The following is a 16696-nucleotide window of genomic DNA, read 5'->3' on the forward strand; positions in this document are numbered from 1 at the left end:
AACCATAGATCATATGCAGAAAGGAGCCCCACCCTTGCGCTTAAGTTTTATTGAAGGCAGCATTCGCAGCAAGCTGATCTTGTTCCTTCTCATTGCCATTATCGTTCCTATGACAGCCTCCATCGTCATTTCTTATTTCTATACACAGGACCAGGTGATTGAAGAATCGGTCCGCAGCAATACGAACCTGATGTTCCAAGGCTCAACGAACCTGACCAACTATATGAACATCGTTGAGCAGAGTTCTCTGACACCGTATACCGACACCCGGACCGGTACCAACACACTTTTCAAGATCATGGAACGAGGCTTAACCGATTACATGAGCAAAGCTGAAATCTACAGCAGCTTGATCAACACCTCGCGCGCGGTCAAGGAGATTCATCAGGTGTACCTGTACATTCAAGAATCCAAAGATGCTTACTTGCTCAATAACGGTAACAAGAAAGAAGGGATCGGCACAGAGCCGTATCGATCTTTACCTGATGCTCCTTACCGGGCATATGTAGAACCTACGCATTTAAGCCATGATTACGGCCTGCCGAAGCAGTCGCCTTATTATGCGCCTCAGACGGTCATTTCCATTCATCGCCCGATTTACAAAGTTCCCACAGCAGAGCGGATTGGCCAACTATCCATCGATGTAAAGTTAGATGTCATCCGATCCATTTCGGAGCAGCTTTATACCCGCGGTAAAGAGGATCTTTATATTCTTGATCATGAAGGATATGTAATTTATGCCGGGGACGAGAAATGGACAGGTAAACATCTCAATGATGAATGGGCGAAGGATCTGTTGTCGCGTGAAGCCGACTCCGGTCATTACAACTCTTCTGATGAAATATTTAAAGGAATGAACGTATACCAGCATATTCGGACGCCTTACCTGCAATGGACAATCGTGAAGCGAATTCCGGATACGACTCTATATGAGAGCGTGCGGCAGATGACCGAAATTAACGTAATTGTCATGAGTGCTTCCATTCTTATTATTGTGCTCGGGGCTCTATATATTTCCGTCCTGTTTACACAGCCCATTAAGCAGTTGATTCGTTCCATTACCCAGATTGGCGCGGGGCGGCTGGATGTGGACATTGATGTCCGGCGTTCGGACGAAATCGGTATCTTGGCTAGGCGTTTTCAAGGCATGATGCAGACCATTAACAACCTGATTATGAAGGAATATAAGCTTGAAATTGCCAATAAAACAAACCAGCTTAAAGCTTTGCAAGCCCAGATTAACCCGCACTTCATGAACAACGCCTTACAGTCCATCGGTACGCTGGCTTTACAGCATAATGAGAAGAAGATTTACACCTTGATTTCCTCTTTAGGCAAAATGATGCGTTACAACATGAACACCAATGAAGCTCTGGTGCCCTTGTCCAAAGAAATGGAGCATGCGAAGGCCTACTTGGAGTTGCAAGGTCAACGGTTTGAGGACAAGCTGACAGCGAAGTTTTATGTTGAACCTGAGGCGTCCGCCATTGTCGTACCTAAGATGTTGCTTCAGCCCATTATCGAGAATTACTTCAAACACGGGTATGAAACACAGGGCGGCGAAGGTACGATCGATATCGATTGCCGTGTCGTTCACACGGATCCAATCCATGCAGCAAATGACGAACAGCATGTAGAGCAGCTGCTTAGAATTGAGATACGTAACAACGGCCGAAGCATAGATGAAGATGACCTGCTCGAGCTTCAAGCCAGGCTGGATCTGCCTCCGGGGAGTGTAACCGATCTGGGGTATGAAGGCGTTGGATTGCTTAATGTACTCTCGAGGTTGAAACTGTACTTTAATGATAATGCCACAATGACCATAGAGAATGTGCAGCCCGTCGGATTAACCGTCGTGATGATGATTCCCACAACTAAAGGAGTAGAACGTGTTGAAAGTATTAATCGTTGACGATGAGAAACATGTACGGGACGCCATATCCCTGCTGATCCCCTGGCAAGAAATCGGTGTGGATCTCGTGCTGGAAGCTGAAGACGGGGAGGCGGCCACCCGAATAATCGAACGCGAGCATCCGGCCTTGATTCTGACGGATATGCTTATGCCCATAAAGAACGGTGTCCAATTACTGGAATGGATCCGAACCTACTCGCCGGGAAGCAAGACGGTGGTGATCAGCGGTCATGACGACTTCGACTTTGTGCGGCATACGGTCAAATACGGCGGGATGGATTATCTGTTAAAGCCCATAGACCCCGACCAGCTGGCTGAAGCCGTCCAGAAAGCAATCGACGCGTGGAAAGCAGATGAACAAGACCGGATGCAGTCCCGGGAGCAGACGATTGAGATGAATCAGATTAAACCTGTATATTGGGACAAAATATTCTCGAATCTCATACACGAGCCCCGCTACTACTACTCGGTCCAGGACGCCATATCCCGGGAATTCTTCATCCCGAAGGAGGGTGGCCGTTGTCAGGCGGTTATTCTGACTTTGGATACGATGGACAGTACGGTCATGGACAAATTCAGCTCGCATTTGGACCTGCTCTACTTTACACTGACGAATATTTGCAATGAAATTCTCCGCCGTGAAGGCGTCGGGTACGCGTTCAGGCATTGGAGCAGCGAGAATGAACTCGTCCTTCTGTTTTGGAACGGCTTTGAGCGCCTGAAGATGATTCTGACGGAAATCAATGACGGCTTCTACATGACCCTGAACGGCCGCTTCGACTTCGGTTTAGGCGCTGTGGAAGCTTTCCCGAACGGATTGGGCAACTCCTATAAAGAAGCGCGTCAAGCGCTGAGAGCCCGAAATTTACTGGAGCGCCATAACCGGCTGCATAGTTATAACAGTCAGGAACGGCCTAAGCTTAGCGCCCTTCATTTCACGGACTATGAGGAGAATATCCGCTTCGCCGTTCGCAGCAGCCAGCCTGAACGTATTAAAGAAGCTGTGGCCAGCTGGATTGCAGAGGTCAAGAAGCTTGAATCCATTACCGTCGAGCAACTGGAGCTGTGGTGGCATGAATATAACGTCTTTCGCTCCCATTGGATTAAAGATTTATTGCCTGAACAAACCGACATTCCGGGATTAACCGACGAACCTGCCAAGATGATCGTTCCTATGGATAAGCAAGGCAAGCTTTCTCTTGACTTATGGCAAGATGAACTAACCCAAAGCTTGATTCATCTTGCAGCGCTCATGGTACGCTATCAGCAGAAAGATAACAACGTGATTTATGATATTGCCAAATACATTGACAGTCATTACCACGAAGAAATTACGCTTCAGGATATTGCTACGAAGTTCTATCTTAGCCGGGAGTATATATCCCGCAAATTCAAGCAAGAAATGAGCGAGAATTTATCCGATTATATCGGACGCATCCGGATCGAGAAGGCTCAGCTCCTGTTGCTCAACCCGAACCTGAAAATTACACAGATTTCAGAGATGGTAGGCTACAACGATGAGAAGTATTTCAGTAAGGTATTCAAGAAAATCACACAGATCTCACCCAATGAGTACCGGAAGAGAGAGCTTCTTAAATCTTAATTACAATTCTTTATTTTCATTTCGGGGAAGGTTCGGTATAATAGGGGTATTGTTTGTCTATTTACGCCGCATGGAGGTGCTGACGATGGAATTTCTGGGTATGTCCTTCTCATTGAAGACGATCATAATCCTGCTCGTATTTTTAACATTCTTGGCCGGAATCCTTACCGCAGCTTACAATGAGGACCAAACGGACGGTCTGTAAACTTCGAAGATCAGAACAAGATATAAGATATAAACTTATACTTATACTTTCTGATACTACAACCAAAGAAGCATCATTGCCCAAGGGCAATGATGCTTCTTTGGTTGTAGCCGTGTTAGGCTCTCTGTTTCATCCGATCCATATCTCCCAGACATTCGGAGCAGACATGACGTTCTTTGAAGTCCTTTACACCTTCCGCGGATCCGCAAAAAATGCAGCGGGGACGGTAACGCTCCAGGATGATATGCTCCCCTTGAACGAGAATCTCCACAGGATCTCCCTCATTCATCTCATAGCGCTTACGCAATGATTTCGGTAAGACAATTCTCCCGAGTTGATCAACCCTTCTTACGATTCCAATCGGTTTCATTATTAATCCATCTCTCCTCATCTGACTTTTAACATTATGTAAAAATAGACCAAACAATTAACATCCAATGGAATGTATTCGCTTTGTTGTATAGCAATACCTCTATTTTTAACATTGTTAATTTAAACCATTTAATGTCTGTTCGTTCTTTCTCATACAGTTCGTGAATTCATTGCCATTTGAGACCTTATTACTTTAAACCTTGAAAACCTGTTTGGCGTAACGCCTCGAAGGTTAGGATCGCCGCGGAGTTGGACAGGTTCAGTGAACGAACTTTGTCCGTCATCGGCATTTTGATACAAGTTTCAGGATGTGCGTCCAGAATTTCTGGCGGCAACCCTTTCGTCTCTTTGCCAAACACGAAGAAATCACCGTCCTGGAATTGAAAATCCGTATAGTACCGGGACGCTTTGGTGGTTGCAAAGAAGAATCTTCCTTCTTGATGCTTGTCTTTCACTTCCTGAAAGCTGTCGTAGTATTCGATATGAACTGCATGCCAGTAGTCCAATCCTGCGCGTTTCAGTGTCTTGTCATCCGTATCAAAGCCAAGGGGGCGCACCAAGTGAAGATGAACCCCGGTGGCCGCGCAGGTTCTGGCAATATTGCCTGTATTTGCAGGAATTTCAGGTTCAACCAATACAATATGAAATGCCATAATCTTTTGTTCACCTCACATTCGTCCTATTATACAACAGCATTAGCAAAATTTCGATTTAACACACAGTTTACCTAATCTTAATACGGGCTTGATAGACATCCCTCATAATGAACTACGGTAGGGTTGGAAACCAATTAAAGGAGTAGATCCGATGAAGAAGAAAATACTTGTCGTGGATGACGAACCATCCATCTCCATGTTAATCGACTTTAACCTCAAACTAGTCGGATACGATGTGCAATGCGTATATGACGGGGAAGCCGTGTTCGACGCCATACGGACGTTCCGCCCTGATCTGATTATACTGGACCTGATGTTACCTAAGATGGACGGTGTTCATGTTTGCCGTGAGCTGAGAAACCAGAACAATTTGGTGCCGATTATTATGCTGACGGCTCTGCAAGACTTATCGGATAAGATTGCCGGACTGGATAACGGCGCGGATGATTACATGACCAAGCCTTTCTCCCCGCAAGAGCTGATTTCTAGAATACAGGCGATCCTCAGGCGGGCGCAAACGTTGCCTTCCACTCAGGAAGGACAGCCCATCATTATCGGAAACATTCATTTAAATCCGGAGCAACGGGAAGTGTCATTAGACGGTAAACCCATTGAACTGACTCCGAAGGAGTTTGAGTTATTGTTATTCCTGTGTAAACATCGCGGCAAAGTATTAAGCCGTCAACAATTGTTACACGGCGTATGGGACTATCATTTCCTGGGCGATACGCGGATTGTGGACGTACATATTTCCCATCTTCGAGATAAAATCGAGAAGAATGCGCGTACCCCGGAATATATTATGACCATTCGCAATGTCGGGTATAAGCTTACAGAGCCTGCGGCGAAGGAAAGTTCGTTAGCCTGATGGTGTGAATCAATATAAAAGCTGTCCGGGATTAATCCGGACAGCTTTTGTATCTACAGGCTTCCGGTTATCCGTTGACCCGCTGGAACTCCGCCATAAAGGCCGACAAGGCTTCACAGCTCTCACGGGTTACCGCATTGTAGGTGGAAGCTCTCAATCCGCCAACACTGCGGTGGCCTTTCAATCCGATGAAACCGGCTGCCTCTGATGCTTTAACGAATTGCTTCTCCAATTCTTCATTCGCAAGACGGAAGGTCACATTCATCATGGAACGGCTGTCCGCGTCAACACAACCTGTGTAGAATCCCTCGCTTGTATCAATCGCGTTATAAATAAGTCCGGTCTTCTCACGATTCAACTGCTCGATACCCGCGAGTCCGCCTTTTCCTTTAATCCATTTCAGCACGAGATTCACCATATAGATGGAATACCCTGGAGGGGTATTGTACAGAGAGTTATTCTTTAGGTGCGTATCGTAACGGAACATCGTCGGAACCGACTTAGGCACATCGCCCAGCAGGTCTTTACGCAAGATTACAAGCGTAACCCCGGACGGACCCAAATTTTTCTGCGCGCCGGCATAGATCATGCCGAATTGCGAAACATCCAAGGGGCGGCTCATAATATCACTGGACAGATCCGCAATTAACGGCACGCCGCCCGTATCCGGATACTGTTGAAATTGTGTGCCTTCAATGGTCTCGTTCGAGGTAATATGCAAGTAGGCCGCATCTTGCGGATAATTCAAAGTGCTCAAAGCAGGAATGTTCATGTATTTATTCGCTTCGGAAGTAGCGGCAATTTGAACATTTCCGAAGCTCTTAGCTTCCTTAATCGCTTTGTCAGCCCATGAACCTGTATGTACGTAGCTTCCTGTGCGCCCTTGCAGAAAATTCATGGGGATCATAGCGAATTGCGTGCTGGCTCCGCCTTGTAGAAACAGGATTTGGTACCCTTCCGGAATGGCCAACAGTTCCTTTAACAACGCTTGGGTTTCATTGTGCACACCTTCATAAATGGCTCCGCGATGAGACATCTCCATAATGGACATCCCTGAATCTTTAAAGTCTACGAATTCCGCTTGCGCTTGTTGTAGTACTTCTAATGGCAATGCGGCCGGACCTGCATTAAAATTGTAAGCTCTCCCCGTCATTTCGCTTCTCCCCTTTAACCCATTAATGTGTTATGGCTATGATATCAAGATTCGACATTTCCGACAAGTGAATAATCCAAGGCTTTTCGTGGTAAGATCGAATCATAGGATGATGAAGGAGATGTTTGTTACGACTACTAAAGAACCCGGGGAAACCCTGCGTATTTTCTTTGCGATTCCATTGCCCGGCTCTATCAAGGAATCACTTTACAACATGACACTCCAATGGCAAGAGCGCACTCCGTTTCAGCGATTGTCCCATCCCGAGGATTATCATATTACACTGAAATTTATAGGCGAGACCTCAATGCGCATGGCGGAAACTTTAATGAAAATCGGAGGTGAAGTCGCTCAGCGACATAAGCCTTTTACACTCTTCGCTCATGGAGCAGGCGCTTTTGGCAAACCTTTGCGTCCCTCCGTCTTATGGACAGGCGTTACAGGCGATGTAGACGCGCTGCGCAAGCTCGAGAGCGACTTGGTGGAGAGAATTTCCACCATCGGAATACCTAAGGAGGACCGCCCCTACAGGCCTCACATTACCTTAGCGCGCAACTACAAAGGAGATCCTGCATCGCTGGGACCGGAGCTATGGAGCCGGCTCGGTAAGGATGTCCCTCCCGATGCGACCTGGACCGCCGACCGAGTGGTGCTGTATCGAACACGAAGCGGTCATAAACCGATGTATGAAGAAATGAAGTCGTTTCCCTTGCAACCTTAATTCCCGGACTAACAAGGTTCACTTTATTACTCGTCTCTTTTTCAACAGCAGCGGAATAATCGCAAAAGCCACATACATTCCCAAGGCGGCATAAAACTTACCTGATCCAATATCTTGAAGTGATGCGCCAAATACGTTATAAATCACAGCACCCGGGATTATGCCGATTAACGTCCCCCACGCATAGTCCCAAAAGCGAATTTTGGAAAGACCCGCTCCGTAGCTAACACCATCGAAGGGAAAGAATGGCATTAAGCGCATATACAAAACGACCATAAACCCTTTCTCTTCGGCCTTCTGATCGAATGATTGCAGCCTCTTATTCTTTAATATCCTTTGAAAGCTGTTTCGCCCCCACTTCCGAGTGATATAAAAGGAAAGTAATGCTCCGGCCAAAGCCCCGATAATATCATAGATGGTTCCCCAGAAAGCTCCAAACACGTACCCCCCATATAAGGTCACAGGTGTAGCCGGAAACAGAACTAAGGGACGCAGCGTATAGACAATGATGTACAGCAGACCACCGAGTGGTCCTAATTCTCGCAACCATATGGTGATCCTGTTTAGATCCAAGTGATCCCATACACCCAACCATTTTACAATAAGCAGGCCACTAGCAGCGACAAGAAACCATATCAACAGCAACCAAAATGACTTTGTGCTCGCCATAGGTTCCATTCCCTCCTTCATTACCAAGCAAATACTCCTGAATCTTATTATATGTTTAAAAAAGAGGCCCCCGCAAATATGCGGAGACCTCCTTGGGATGAATGAATTTAGAAGTGCAGGGATTAGCAGTCGTAGTATAGGCCGTACTCGTAAGGATGAATGCGAATCGCAACGGCTTTCGCCTCGCCACGCTTCAAGTCAATGAAGTTGTCGATGAAATCTTTGGTGAAGACGCCGCCTTCAACCAAGAAATCAAAGTCTGCTTCAAGCGCATCCAATGCTTCGTCCAGGGAGCCCGGTACACTGCGGATTTCTTTCTTATCTTCATCGGACAAATCGTAGATATTCTTATCATAAGGACCGTAACCAAGCTCGGTCGGATTAATCTTCTTCTTGATACCGTCAAGACCGGCCATCAGCATAGCCGCGAAAGCCAGGTATGGATTAGCCGTGGAATCCGGTGTACGGAACTCGATTCGACAGCCTTTCGGTGTTACTGCCGCAACAGGAATCCGCACTGCCGCAGAACGATTACCTTTGGAGAACACAAGGTTAACCGGTGCTTCGTAACCAGGAACCAGGCGTTTGAAGGAGTTCGTGCTCGGGTTCGTAAGTGCGATTAATGCCGGAGCATGGTATAGAATACCGCCGATGTAATGAAGAGCTGTTTCGCTCAGGTTGGCGTAGCCGCCTTTTTCGTAGAACAATGGCTCGTCACCGTTGAAGATGGACTGGTGAACGTGCATACCGCTTCCGTTGTCACCGAACAATGGCTTAGGCATGAATGTAGCCGTCTTGCCGTATTGTCTTGCAACATTGTGAACAATGTATTTATATTTCATCAGGTTATCAGCCGTTTTCGTTAACGTATCAAAACGGAAGTTGATTTCCGCTTGGCCCGCTGTAGCTACTTCGTGGTGATGACGCTCAATGCGCATTCCAGCTTCAGCCATCAGACGGCACATTTCGGAACGAATGTCTTGTTGCGTATCTACCGGAGCTACAGGCACATATCCGCCTTTCTGGCGAACTTTAAAGCCCAGGTTTCCGCCTTCTTCTTTACGGCCGGTATTCCAGTTCGCTTCTTCGGAATCCACGCTGAAAGAGGATGTGTTCGTTGTGCTCTCATATCTTACATCATCGAAAATGAAGAATTCGGATTCAGGAGCGAAGAATGCTGCTGTACCTACGCCTGTTGTCTGCATATACTCTTCAGCTTTCTGAGCGATGCTGCGCGGGTCGCGCTCATAGCGATCGCCGTCCGGCGTATGAATGTTACACATAATGATTAATGTAGCGTGTGCTGTGAAAGGATCGATGTATGCTGTTTCCGTATCCGGCATCATAACCATATCGGACTCCTCGATACCTCTGAACCCTTGGATGGAAGATCCGTCGAAAGCAACTCCGTTCTCAAACGTTTCCTCTTCTACCTCTGTAGCTGGAAGCGAAATATGATGACCTCTACCTGATAGATCGACGAAACGAAAGTCTACCCATTCAATATTGTTTTCCTTGATAAGATCCAATACCTTTTGAACTGACATTGATGAACTCTCCTCCCCAAATTCCGAACATTAATCGACTTACAACAGATCATTGTTCATTTCCAAATTTATAGCCTATTATAGAACTCAGGCCACTTATCGTCAATACTTATGTAAGGTATTTTTTGCATCAGTGTGAGGTATGCTTACACTTGTAAATTAAATGGAAAAACGGACCAAAACCTCTCCGTGGAGAGATTGGCCCGTTTTTTGCTAATAAGCTTTACCTGAAGCTCGCAACCGGCGCCTTGGCCGTTTCGAATTTCTTGCCCATCAAGGGTGCCAGTTTCTCCAGATCCTGCAACAGTTCTGCGAATTGATGCGGGAACAGGGACTGCACGCCGTCACCGGTCATGGAGTTATCAGGGTCCGTATGCATCTCAACGATCAGTCCGTTGGCGCCTGCTGCCACAGAGGCTTTGGACATCGTGGCTACCAGTTCGCGGCGTCCCGTACCGTGGCTCGGATCCGAGATCACGGGAAGATGGCTTAAACCCTGAAGAACGGGAATAGCGGTCAAATCTAACGTATTCCTAGTGTAGGTTTCGAACGTACGAATACCACGTTCACAGAGCATAACGTTCGGATTTCCGCCAGCTAGGATATATTCAGCCGCGTTCAGCAGTTCATCATAAGTAGCGCTGAAGCCCCTCTTAAGCAGGACTGGCGTCTGTATCGTGCCAAGCTTACGCAAGAGATCGAAGTTCTGCATGTTCCGCGTACCGACTTGCAGAATATCCGCGTATTCGGCGCATACATCGACGTATTCCGGCGCCATAACTTCCGTGATGGTCAGAAGTCCGTGCTTATCTCCGGCTTCCTTCATCATGACCAAGCCTTCAACACCGACGCCTTGGAAGCTATACGGCCCGGTCCGCGGTTTAAATGCACCCCCGCGTAATACTTGACCCCCCGCCGCTTTCACCAATCTGGCAATCTCATCAATCTGCTCCGGGCTTTCTACAGCGCAAGGTCCGCCCATAATGACAAGATTCTCCCCGCCGATCTGGACGCCTTTAATCTCAATGACGGTATCTTCCGGGTGGAAATCACGGCTAGCCAATTTGTAGGATTTAGAAATCTTAATCACATTCTCAACACCGGACATTTGGCGCAGATGCTCCGCCAGCGTCGGGTTGGCCTGGCCTATGATGCCGATTACAGTCCGGTCCATCCCTTTGGATACGTGAGCTTGATTGCCGCTCTTCTCAATATACTGAACAATCTCCGTCAGGCGTTCATTCGATATGGCATTTGAAGTTATTGCAATCATCTTCATCTCTCCTTGTAGTTTAACTTTATCTATAAGATTCATCCTATGCTGACTTATGCACTTTAATGCTTATACGCTTTTAAGCTTTTAATCACTAAAGTAAATATACAGGAAATGACTTCAGTTCGCAATACTTTTCATACAAAAAAACCTCAAGAAACAAACCTTTCTTGAGGGACTTATCCATACTATTCTAATATGCTATCTTTAAGCATCAATGTGTTTTTGCGCAATTTACGCTTCTCCCTGCGGCGATTCGTGTAGGTCTCGAGCAACCATTTCACTGGGAAATAGAGCACAAGCCCTAAAAGGGTTCCCACCACCATACCTCCTACAATGAGCTTGAGGTTCAGGTACACCAGCTTCTCAATCCATTCCGGTAAGAAGGAGAGGTATGCTTCCAAATTTTTTGGAACAATCATACTGCCTACTTTGCTGTTCATGAAGGCAAACGGAATATAAATAATTTTCCCGATGACAAACCCGATCAGAGCCCCCGCCACACTGCCTCGCAATAAATAAACCAAGGGGAAGATCAGGAAGAAAGCCAGTCCCATTGTAGGCAACGTAAACATCTCGATGGCAAGGCCAATGGAGAAACCCTTGGCGACCATGGCTGCGCCGCCTTTGGCGCGAAACAACATCATATATTTATATTTAAACCAACGCGCCATTAATCTGAACCTTGCTTTCATCCTGCTCCCCCCTTTCCGGGAAATACTCATGCTGTTAAGTGGCGGATTTCTGTTTAACGTTAGGCAGGAGCTTGTTCATGTTCACTGTGCGGTTAATCGCATGCGTTTCGGGAACCTCGGGATCGAATTGTTCCAAATAAGCGATAACCTCTTTAGTAATCGGTGTTGGCGTGGAAGCTCCGGATGTAACGCCAACGATCTTGACCCCTTGCAACCATTCCGGTTGAATTTCCGATACATCGGAAATCCGGTAAGCGGTTACCCCCGCAATCTCTTCGGAAACCTGGGCTAACCGATTGGAGTTATTGCTGCGCGGGTCGCCTACGACGATGACCAGATCGCAAGCACCGGCTTGTTCCGCTACTGCTTCTTGCCGCACTTGTGTAGCCAGGCAAATTTCATTATGGATCTCGGCCTGTGGGTAAGTTTCCAATAATTTCTTCATGATATGCTTAATATCCCACTGTGACATGGTCGTTTGGTTCGTAATAATAATCCGTTCGGCGGTGAGATTCAACTGATCAATCTCTTCTTCCCGCTCAATGAGATGAACATGGTCGGGTGCCACACCGATGGCTCCTTCAGGTTCCGGGTGAGCTTTCTTGCCGATGTAGATAATTTCGTAACCTTCCGTAACTTTTTCGCGAATTAGATCATGCGTCTTCGTTACATCCGGACAAGTCGCGTCTACACAGGTTAAGCCTTTGTCGCGAGCTCTCTTCCGCACTTCAGGGGAAACCCCGTGGGCGGTAAAGATGACCGTTCCTTTCTCAATCTGGTCGAGAATCTCCATACGGTTCTCCCCGTCCAACGTGATAATACCCTCTTTCTCGAAGGCATCGGTCACATGACTGTTGTGAACAATCATTCCCAATATATAAATCGGTCTGGGCAGATCCAAATTCTTAGCCGTTTGCAATGCAAGAACCATAGCGTCCACGACACCGTAACAGTAGCCTCGCGGCGTAATCTTCAACACTTCCAAATCCGACACCTGCTTTCAAATTACGACTTTCCTGCTTTCATTATACCTTATTCCACAGTACGTGGAAAGCTTGCGGGGAGCCAGATCGTAAAGGTGGTGCCAATTCCCAGACTGGTGCTGACCTCGACCGAGCCTTCATGTTGATCGATAATCCATTTGGCTATTGATAATCCCAAACCTGTGCCTGACGTTTCACCCCGTGATGCGTCAGCCCGGTAGAAGCGTTCAAATATGAGCGGCACGTGACTTTTATCCATACCCATGCCGGTGTCCTCAATACGGATTCCGACAGAACCTTCACCCTTAACGGCATCCAACTTAACAAAACCCTCCGAGGTGTATTTGAATGCATTTTCTATAAAGATGAACAGCAGCTGTTGCAATAAATCTTTATTACCGTTCACCACAGCTTCTTCCAACGCATGCAGATCCCCGGCTTTCCATTCCGCTTCATGGGGCAAGAACTGCGCGCGCCGAACCACTTCCTCCACCAACCCATGGATCTCAACGGGCTCCTTCTGCAACTCCTGTCCGGCATCCGCGCGGGCCAACGCCAACAGATCGTTCACTAACCGGCTCATGCGTTCCGCTTCATCCGCTATATCGCGCATCGCTTCCAACGACATCTCCCTGTTGGCAGGAGCGACTAAATCCTCCGGGACCGCGGCGTTCTTCCACATTCGCTCCAGCAAATCCACGTTTCCTCGAATCGTCGTTAACGGCGTCCTCAGCTCATGGGAAGCATCGGAGACGAAACGCCGCTGTGCGCGGTAAGCCTCTTCCATATCGCTGTACATGACTTGAATCCGGGAGAGAAGACTGTTGAATGTGTCTGTTAAACGACCGATTTCGTCCCTCGGCCCGTTATATTTAATGCGTTTGCCCAAGTCCGAGCCCCGTTCAATCTGGTTGGCCGCCACGATGACATGGTCAATGGGCTTCAAAGCTTTACGCGCAAGGAAGAAGCCCAGAGAAGCCGCGAGTAAAATCACGCCAAAGCCGGCCAGGCTCAAACTGAATTTCATCGTATTTAACCAGGAATCAATGGAATCTACCCGGGTAGCGACCTGCAAGACGCCGATGACTTCACCGCTGCCAATCAATTGATAAGGCGTGTTATAAACGTAAACGGTAATATCACCCACTTTTTCTTTCACAAAAAAAGCTTGGCCTTCCTTAGCTCTCTTCAGCGTTGCCTCTGTACGTCCCAGCTCGAACTTCCCCAACGTGTTGGATTTGTTCATTAACTCCCCGCCGGGATACACCGATTGAAAATAAATATTGGAATTCTTGAATGTGTCCAGTTGAGGGAAAATAACGGTATACCGAGCCCCGTCCCCGTAAGGTTCTTCGTACACCCGCGCTTTGCTGTTAATATATTTGCTTTGAGAGTCCAGTTCTTTTTTTACCGAAGAATACAGTTGATATGAGAAAAATCCGTATAAGGCCATGCTGAATGTTGTGATCATCACGGCTAATATCAAGGTGTACCACAATGTCAGTCTCAGCCGGATCGACATGCTGTTAATCTCCCTTCATGACATACCCGGCGCCGCGAACCGTCTGAATTAATCGCTTGCCTCCGTGCTCCTCTGTTTTCTGGCGCAGCATGGCGATATAGACCTCCAACACATTGGACTCGCCGCTGTAGTCATAGCCCCAGATTCGCTCCATAATGACGTCGCGGGACAGCACTCTGCGGGGATTATGCAGAAATAGGTGAAGCAAATCGAATTCCTTCGTCGTAAGTTCCACTCGTTTTCCGTTCCGAATAACCTCTCGCGTATCCATATCGAGCATGATATCTTCAAATTGCACCCGATTCGTTTTCTGCTCGGCGCTTTCGATTTTCCTTCGCAATAACGCTCTTACTCTGGCCAACAATTCTTCCAGCGCGAACGGTTTCACCAAATAATCATCGGCGCCTAAATCCAGCCCTTTTACTCGTGAAGAAATTTCGTCCTTGGCTGTAAGCATGAGAATCGGGATCTCGCTTCCCCCTTCTCGAATTCGACGGCACACTTCCCACCCATCGAGCTGGGGCATCATCACATCCAGAATCATGACATCGGGTTCGTCGCTAAGCAGCTTCTGGAGTCCATCCGCGCCATGATTCGCGGTCACTACATCATAGCCTTCAAAGGTTAAGCTCCTGCGCAACATAGACGTAATTTTCTCATCATCATCCACAACTAGTATTCGGTTTCGCATCGTTCTCTCATCCGTCCTTTTCACAAAATATCCCCGAGAACGAACCTAGCCGCACAAGCACCGGTCGCTCTCAGGGAAACTGTCTCATGATTCAATTGTCGAGGTTACATGATGATGATCATTGTTGTTTTTGTTGTTCCAGTGCTTGCTTCTCGTACTCATTACGGTCGCCGATCTTAACCGTTACTTGGCTGGTTTTACTATTGCGCAGAATGGTCAGGTTCACGGACTCGCCTACCTTGTTTTTGGAGATTTCCGCTTTAAGGGCATCGCTGTTATCTACCTTGACCCCGTTCACTTGCGTAATTACATCATAGGTCCGCAGATCGGCTTGATATGCCGGCGTATTGTAAGGTACGCTTGCGATAATTGAACCTTTGGTACTCTTAAGTCCGAGTTGGGCTGCCATTTCGGCTGTAATATCGGATAAGTTTACACCAATAAAAGGAACCGGCTCCTTCGGAATTTCCTTATTATTCTTCAATTGGTCCAGCACGCCGTCAATCGTGCTTGTAGGTATCGCGAATCCGATGCCTTGGGCCTGGGCGCTTACAGCCGTGTTAATGCCGATAACCTCACCGTCCAGGTTCAACAAGGGGCCGCCGGAGTTGCCGGGATTGATCGCCGCGTCGGTTTGGAACAGATTCTTGTAGTTCCGCTCGCCCGCTTCATCCGAAATGGAGATTGGACGCTCTTTGGCGCTCAATACACCGACGGTAACCGTGTGGTCGAAGCCGTATGGATTCCCGATTGCAACTACCCAGTCTCCAATGGAGGTATTGTCGGATTTGCCAAGGGGTAATGTAGGGAAGTTATTATCTCCCTCAATCTTTAACACAGCCAGATCCAGTTCATAGCTTGAACCTAGAAGCTTGGCGGTATAAGGCTCTTTACGGCCTTCCAGAGTCACTTTGATTTCATCCGGATTTTCGCCTACTACGTGTTGATTTGTAAGGATATAGCCTGTTTTGTCAAAAATAAACCCGGTTCCAAGCCCGGCAGGCTGCAGCTCACCCGTTCCCGGTTGCTCCGTTTCTCCGCCTTGCCCGCCGCCGAAATCGTCGCCGAAAAATTGCCGAAAGAACGGATCATCCAACAGGGAACGTCCTGTGCCGCCGCCGTTTCTGGATTGCGCTCTTTGGAACGTCTCTACTTTAATAACGGCAGGACTTGCTTTCTGATAGAGTTGTGCGATATTGTTCGGCCTCGCCATGTCCAACGCCGCCGAAGAAGCCTGACCGCTGTTGGACGAATTCGATTTCTCCACAGCCGCGTTCGCCGAACCCCCGGACTCCATGACCCCTTCATCCGGTGTGAAGAGGTTCATCCGATCCGATACAACGGCAAAGCTTCCAAGCAGCACCGCTCCCGCGATAAAGGATGCAAACATGCTCTTAAAGCTGGATTTGCGTCGGGTATTGCTGTAATCCCAAGTTCGTACCGGCGCCACCGGATATCCTTGACGATTCAGTTCCGCCTTTTGTAAAGCATGTTGCGAGTTGTACTCGGGCTGACGGTCTTCGTCATGGGTTACCGAGATCGGCGATCTCTTGCTCTCCACGGGCGGCTGCGCTTCATTCACGTTCGATTTAAAAGGTCCATAAGAATAATAATAAGAGGTTCGTTCCTCGCCGGGCGTGCCGTCTTCACTATTTCCCCTTCCAGGACGGTTCTCGTCTTCCGCGTCAAATCCTGTTTGCTTGTCATTCTTATAATCGTCACTCATCTATAATGCCTCCTCGTATGAAATTGAAGTAAGTATTTGAGTATATATTGCCTGAGTTTCCTTAAACAAACCTTAAAAAAGAATGAAAGGAACATAAATA

At 47.6% G+C, this 16696-nt stretch carries 15 protein-coding genes; 4 read left to right on the top strand and 11 right to left on the bottom strand.

The annotated features are described in order from the left end of the window. Positions 1-34: 34 nt before the first annotated feature. Both SY83_RS22200 and SY83_RS22205 read left to right on the top strand, forming a co-directional pair. Complete coding sequence (locus SY83_RS22200) at positions 35-1912, top strand: cache domain-containing sensor histidine kinase (protein WP_197479926.1); 1878 nt, start codon at positions 35-37, stop codon at positions 1910-1912. Then, complete coding sequence (locus tag SY83_RS22205; RefSeq protein WP_231891325.1) at positions 1890-3515, top strand: response regulator; 1626 nt, start codon at positions 1890-1892, stop codon at positions 3513-3515. The genes SY83_RS22200 and SY83_RS22205 overlap by 23 nt, the downstream gene beginning before the upstream one ends. A 320-nt stretch (positions 3516-3835) precedes the next feature. Here SY83_RS22205 and SY83_RS22210 read toward each other — a convergent pair whose 3' ends face one another. Both SY83_RS22210 and trmL read right to left on the bottom strand, forming a co-directional pair. Beyond that, entirely contained in the window at positions 3836-4090 is a 255-nt protein-coding gene (locus SY83_RS22210) for an AbrB/MazE/SpoVT family DNA-binding domain-containing protein (RefSeq protein ID WP_068610558.1), read from the bottom strand. Between the two features lie 190 nt (positions 4091-4280). Continuing rightward, positions 4281-4745 (bottom strand): tRNA (uridine(34)/cytosine(34)/5-carboxymethylaminomethyluridine(34)-2'-O)-methyltransferase TrmL, encoded by a 465-nt coding sequence (gene trmL / locus SY83_RS22215; RefSeq protein ID WP_068610560.1) that lies wholly within the window; start codon positions 4743-4745, stop codon positions 4281-4283. Positions 4746-4899: 154 nt separating this feature from the next. On the opposite strand from trmL, the gene SY83_RS22220 reads away from it, so the two are divergent. Then, positions 4900-5616, top strand: a complete 717-nt coding sequence (locus tag SY83_RS22220) for a response regulator transcription factor (RefSeq protein ID WP_068610562.1) — start codon at positions 4900-4902, stop codon at positions 5614-5616. Positions 5617-5683: 67 nt separating this feature from the next. Here the strand turns inward: SY83_RS22220 and serC are convergent, their stop codons facing one another. Beyond that, positions 5684-6769, bottom strand: coding sequence for a 3-phosphoserine/phosphohydroxythreonine transaminase (serC, locus tag SY83_RS22225; RefSeq protein WP_068610564.1), 1086 nt, complete (start codon positions 6767-6769; stop codon positions 5684-5686). Between the two features lie 121 nt (positions 6770-6890). On the opposite strand from serC, the gene thpR reads away from it, so the two are divergent. After that, complete coding sequence (thpR, locus tag SY83_RS22230; protein ID WP_068610567.1) at positions 6891-7490, top strand: RNA 2',3'-cyclic phosphodiesterase; 600 nt, start codon at positions 6891-6893, stop codon at positions 7488-7490. An 18-nt stretch (positions 7491-7508) separates the two neighbouring features. On the opposite strand, the gene SY83_RS22235 is transcribed toward thpR, so the two are convergent. The 8 genes from SY83_RS22235 to SY83_RS22270 form a co-directional block, all read right to left on the bottom strand. Then, the gene (locus SY83_RS22235; protein ID WP_068611297.1) at positions 7509-8159 is read right to left on the bottom strand and encodes a TVP38/TMEM64 family protein; all 651 of its coding nucleotides are present in this window, start codon (positions 8157-8159) and stop codon (positions 7509-7511) included. Positions 8160-8281: 122 nt separating this feature from the next. Further along, the gene (glnA, locus tag SY83_RS22240) at positions 8282-9706 is read right to left on the bottom strand and encodes a type I glutamate--ammonia ligase (RefSeq protein WP_068610569.1); all 1425 of its coding nucleotides are present in this window, start codon (positions 9704-9706) and stop codon (positions 8282-8284) included. A 223-nt stretch (positions 9707-9929) separates the two neighbouring features. Next, entirely contained in the window at positions 9930-10979 is a 1050-nt protein-coding gene (gene aroF / locus SY83_RS22245; protein WP_068610571.1) for a 3-deoxy-7-phosphoheptulonate synthase, read from the bottom strand. 188 nt (positions 10980-11167) lie between these two features. Next, positions 11168-11674 (bottom strand): DUF2062 domain-containing protein, encoded by a 507-nt coding sequence (locus SY83_RS22250; RefSeq protein ID WP_157279906.1) that lies wholly within the window; start codon positions 11672-11674, stop codon positions 11168-11170. A gap of 34 nt (positions 11675-11708) precedes the next feature. Continuing rightward, positions 11709-12659: a 4-hydroxy-3-methylbut-2-enyl diphosphate reductase gene (locus SY83_RS22255; RefSeq protein WP_068610576.1), complete on the bottom strand. Its 951-nt coding sequence runs from the start codon at positions 12657-12659 to the stop codon at positions 11709-11711. Positions 12660-12706: 47 nt separating this feature from the next. Beyond that, a complete protein-coding gene (locus tag SY83_RS22260) occupies positions 12707-14179 on the bottom strand; it encodes a sensor histidine kinase (protein WP_068610578.1) in 1473 nt (490 codons plus the stop codon). Positions 14180-14183: 4 nt separating this feature from the next. Continuing rightward, on the bottom strand, positions 14184-14870 hold the full coding sequence (locus SY83_RS22265; RefSeq protein ID WP_068610580.1) for a response regulator transcription factor: 687 nt from the start codon (positions 14868-14870) through the stop codon (positions 14184-14186). A gap of 118 nt (positions 14871-14988) precedes the next feature. Further along, positions 14989-16596: a S1C family serine protease gene (locus SY83_RS22270; protein ID WP_068610582.1), complete on the bottom strand. Its 1608-nt coding sequence runs from the start codon at positions 16594-16596 to the stop codon at positions 14989-14991. Positions 16597-16696 lie beyond the last annotated feature (100 nt).

Source organism: Paenibacillus swuensis (assembly GCF_001644605.1).
Lineage (GTDB): Bacteria > Bacillota > Bacilli > Paenibacillales > DY6 > Paenibacillus_N > Paenibacillus_N swuensis.

Excerpts from the sequence above, each read along its gene's own strand:
- aroF (WP_068610571.1), bottom strand. The coding sequence starts at position 10,979 with ATGATTGCAATAACTTCAAATGCCATATCGAATGAACGCCTGACGGAG.
- trmL (WP_068610560.1), bottom strand. The coding sequence starts at position 4,745 with ATGGCATTTCATATTGTATTGGTTGAACCTGAAATTCCTGCAAATACA.
- thpR (WP_068610567.1), top strand. The coding sequence starts at position 6,891 with ATGTTTGTTACGACTACTAAAGAACCCGGGGAAACCCTGCGTATTTTC.
- SY83_RS22210 (WP_068610558.1), bottom strand. The coding sequence starts at position 4,090 with ATGAAACCGATTGGAATCGTAAGAAGGGTTGATCAACTCGGGAGAATT.
- SY83_RS22220 (WP_068610562.1), top strand. The coding sequence starts at position 4,900 with ATGAAGAAGAAAATACTTGTCGTGGATGACGAACCATCCATCTCCATG.
- SY83_RS22235 (WP_068611297.1), bottom strand. The coding sequence starts at position 8,159 with ATGGCGAGCACAAAGTCATTTTGGTTGCTGTTGATATGGTTTCTTGTC.
- SY83_RS22270 (WP_068610582.1), bottom strand. The coding sequence starts at position 16,596 with ATGAGTGACGATTATAAGAATGACAAGCAAACAGGATTTGACGCGGAA.
- SY83_RS22260 (WP_068610578.1), bottom strand. The coding sequence starts at position 14,179 with ATGTCGATCCGGCTGAGACTGACATTGTGGTACACCTTGATATTAGCC.
- serC (WP_068610564.1), bottom strand. The coding sequence starts at position 6,769 with ATGACGGGGAGAGCTTACAATTTTAATGCAGGTCCGGCCGCATTGCCA.
- SY83_RS22265 (WP_068610580.1), bottom strand. The coding sequence starts at position 14,870 with ATGCGAAACCGAATACTAGTTGTGGATGATGATGAGAAAATTACGTCT.
- SY83_RS22250 (WP_157279906.1), bottom strand. The coding sequence starts at position 11,674 with ATGAAAGCAAGGTTCAGATTAATGGCGCGTTGGTTTAAATATAAATAT.
- glnA (WP_068610569.1), bottom strand. The coding sequence starts at position 9,706 with ATGTCAGTTCAAAAGGTATTGGATCTTATCAAGGAAAACAATATTGAA.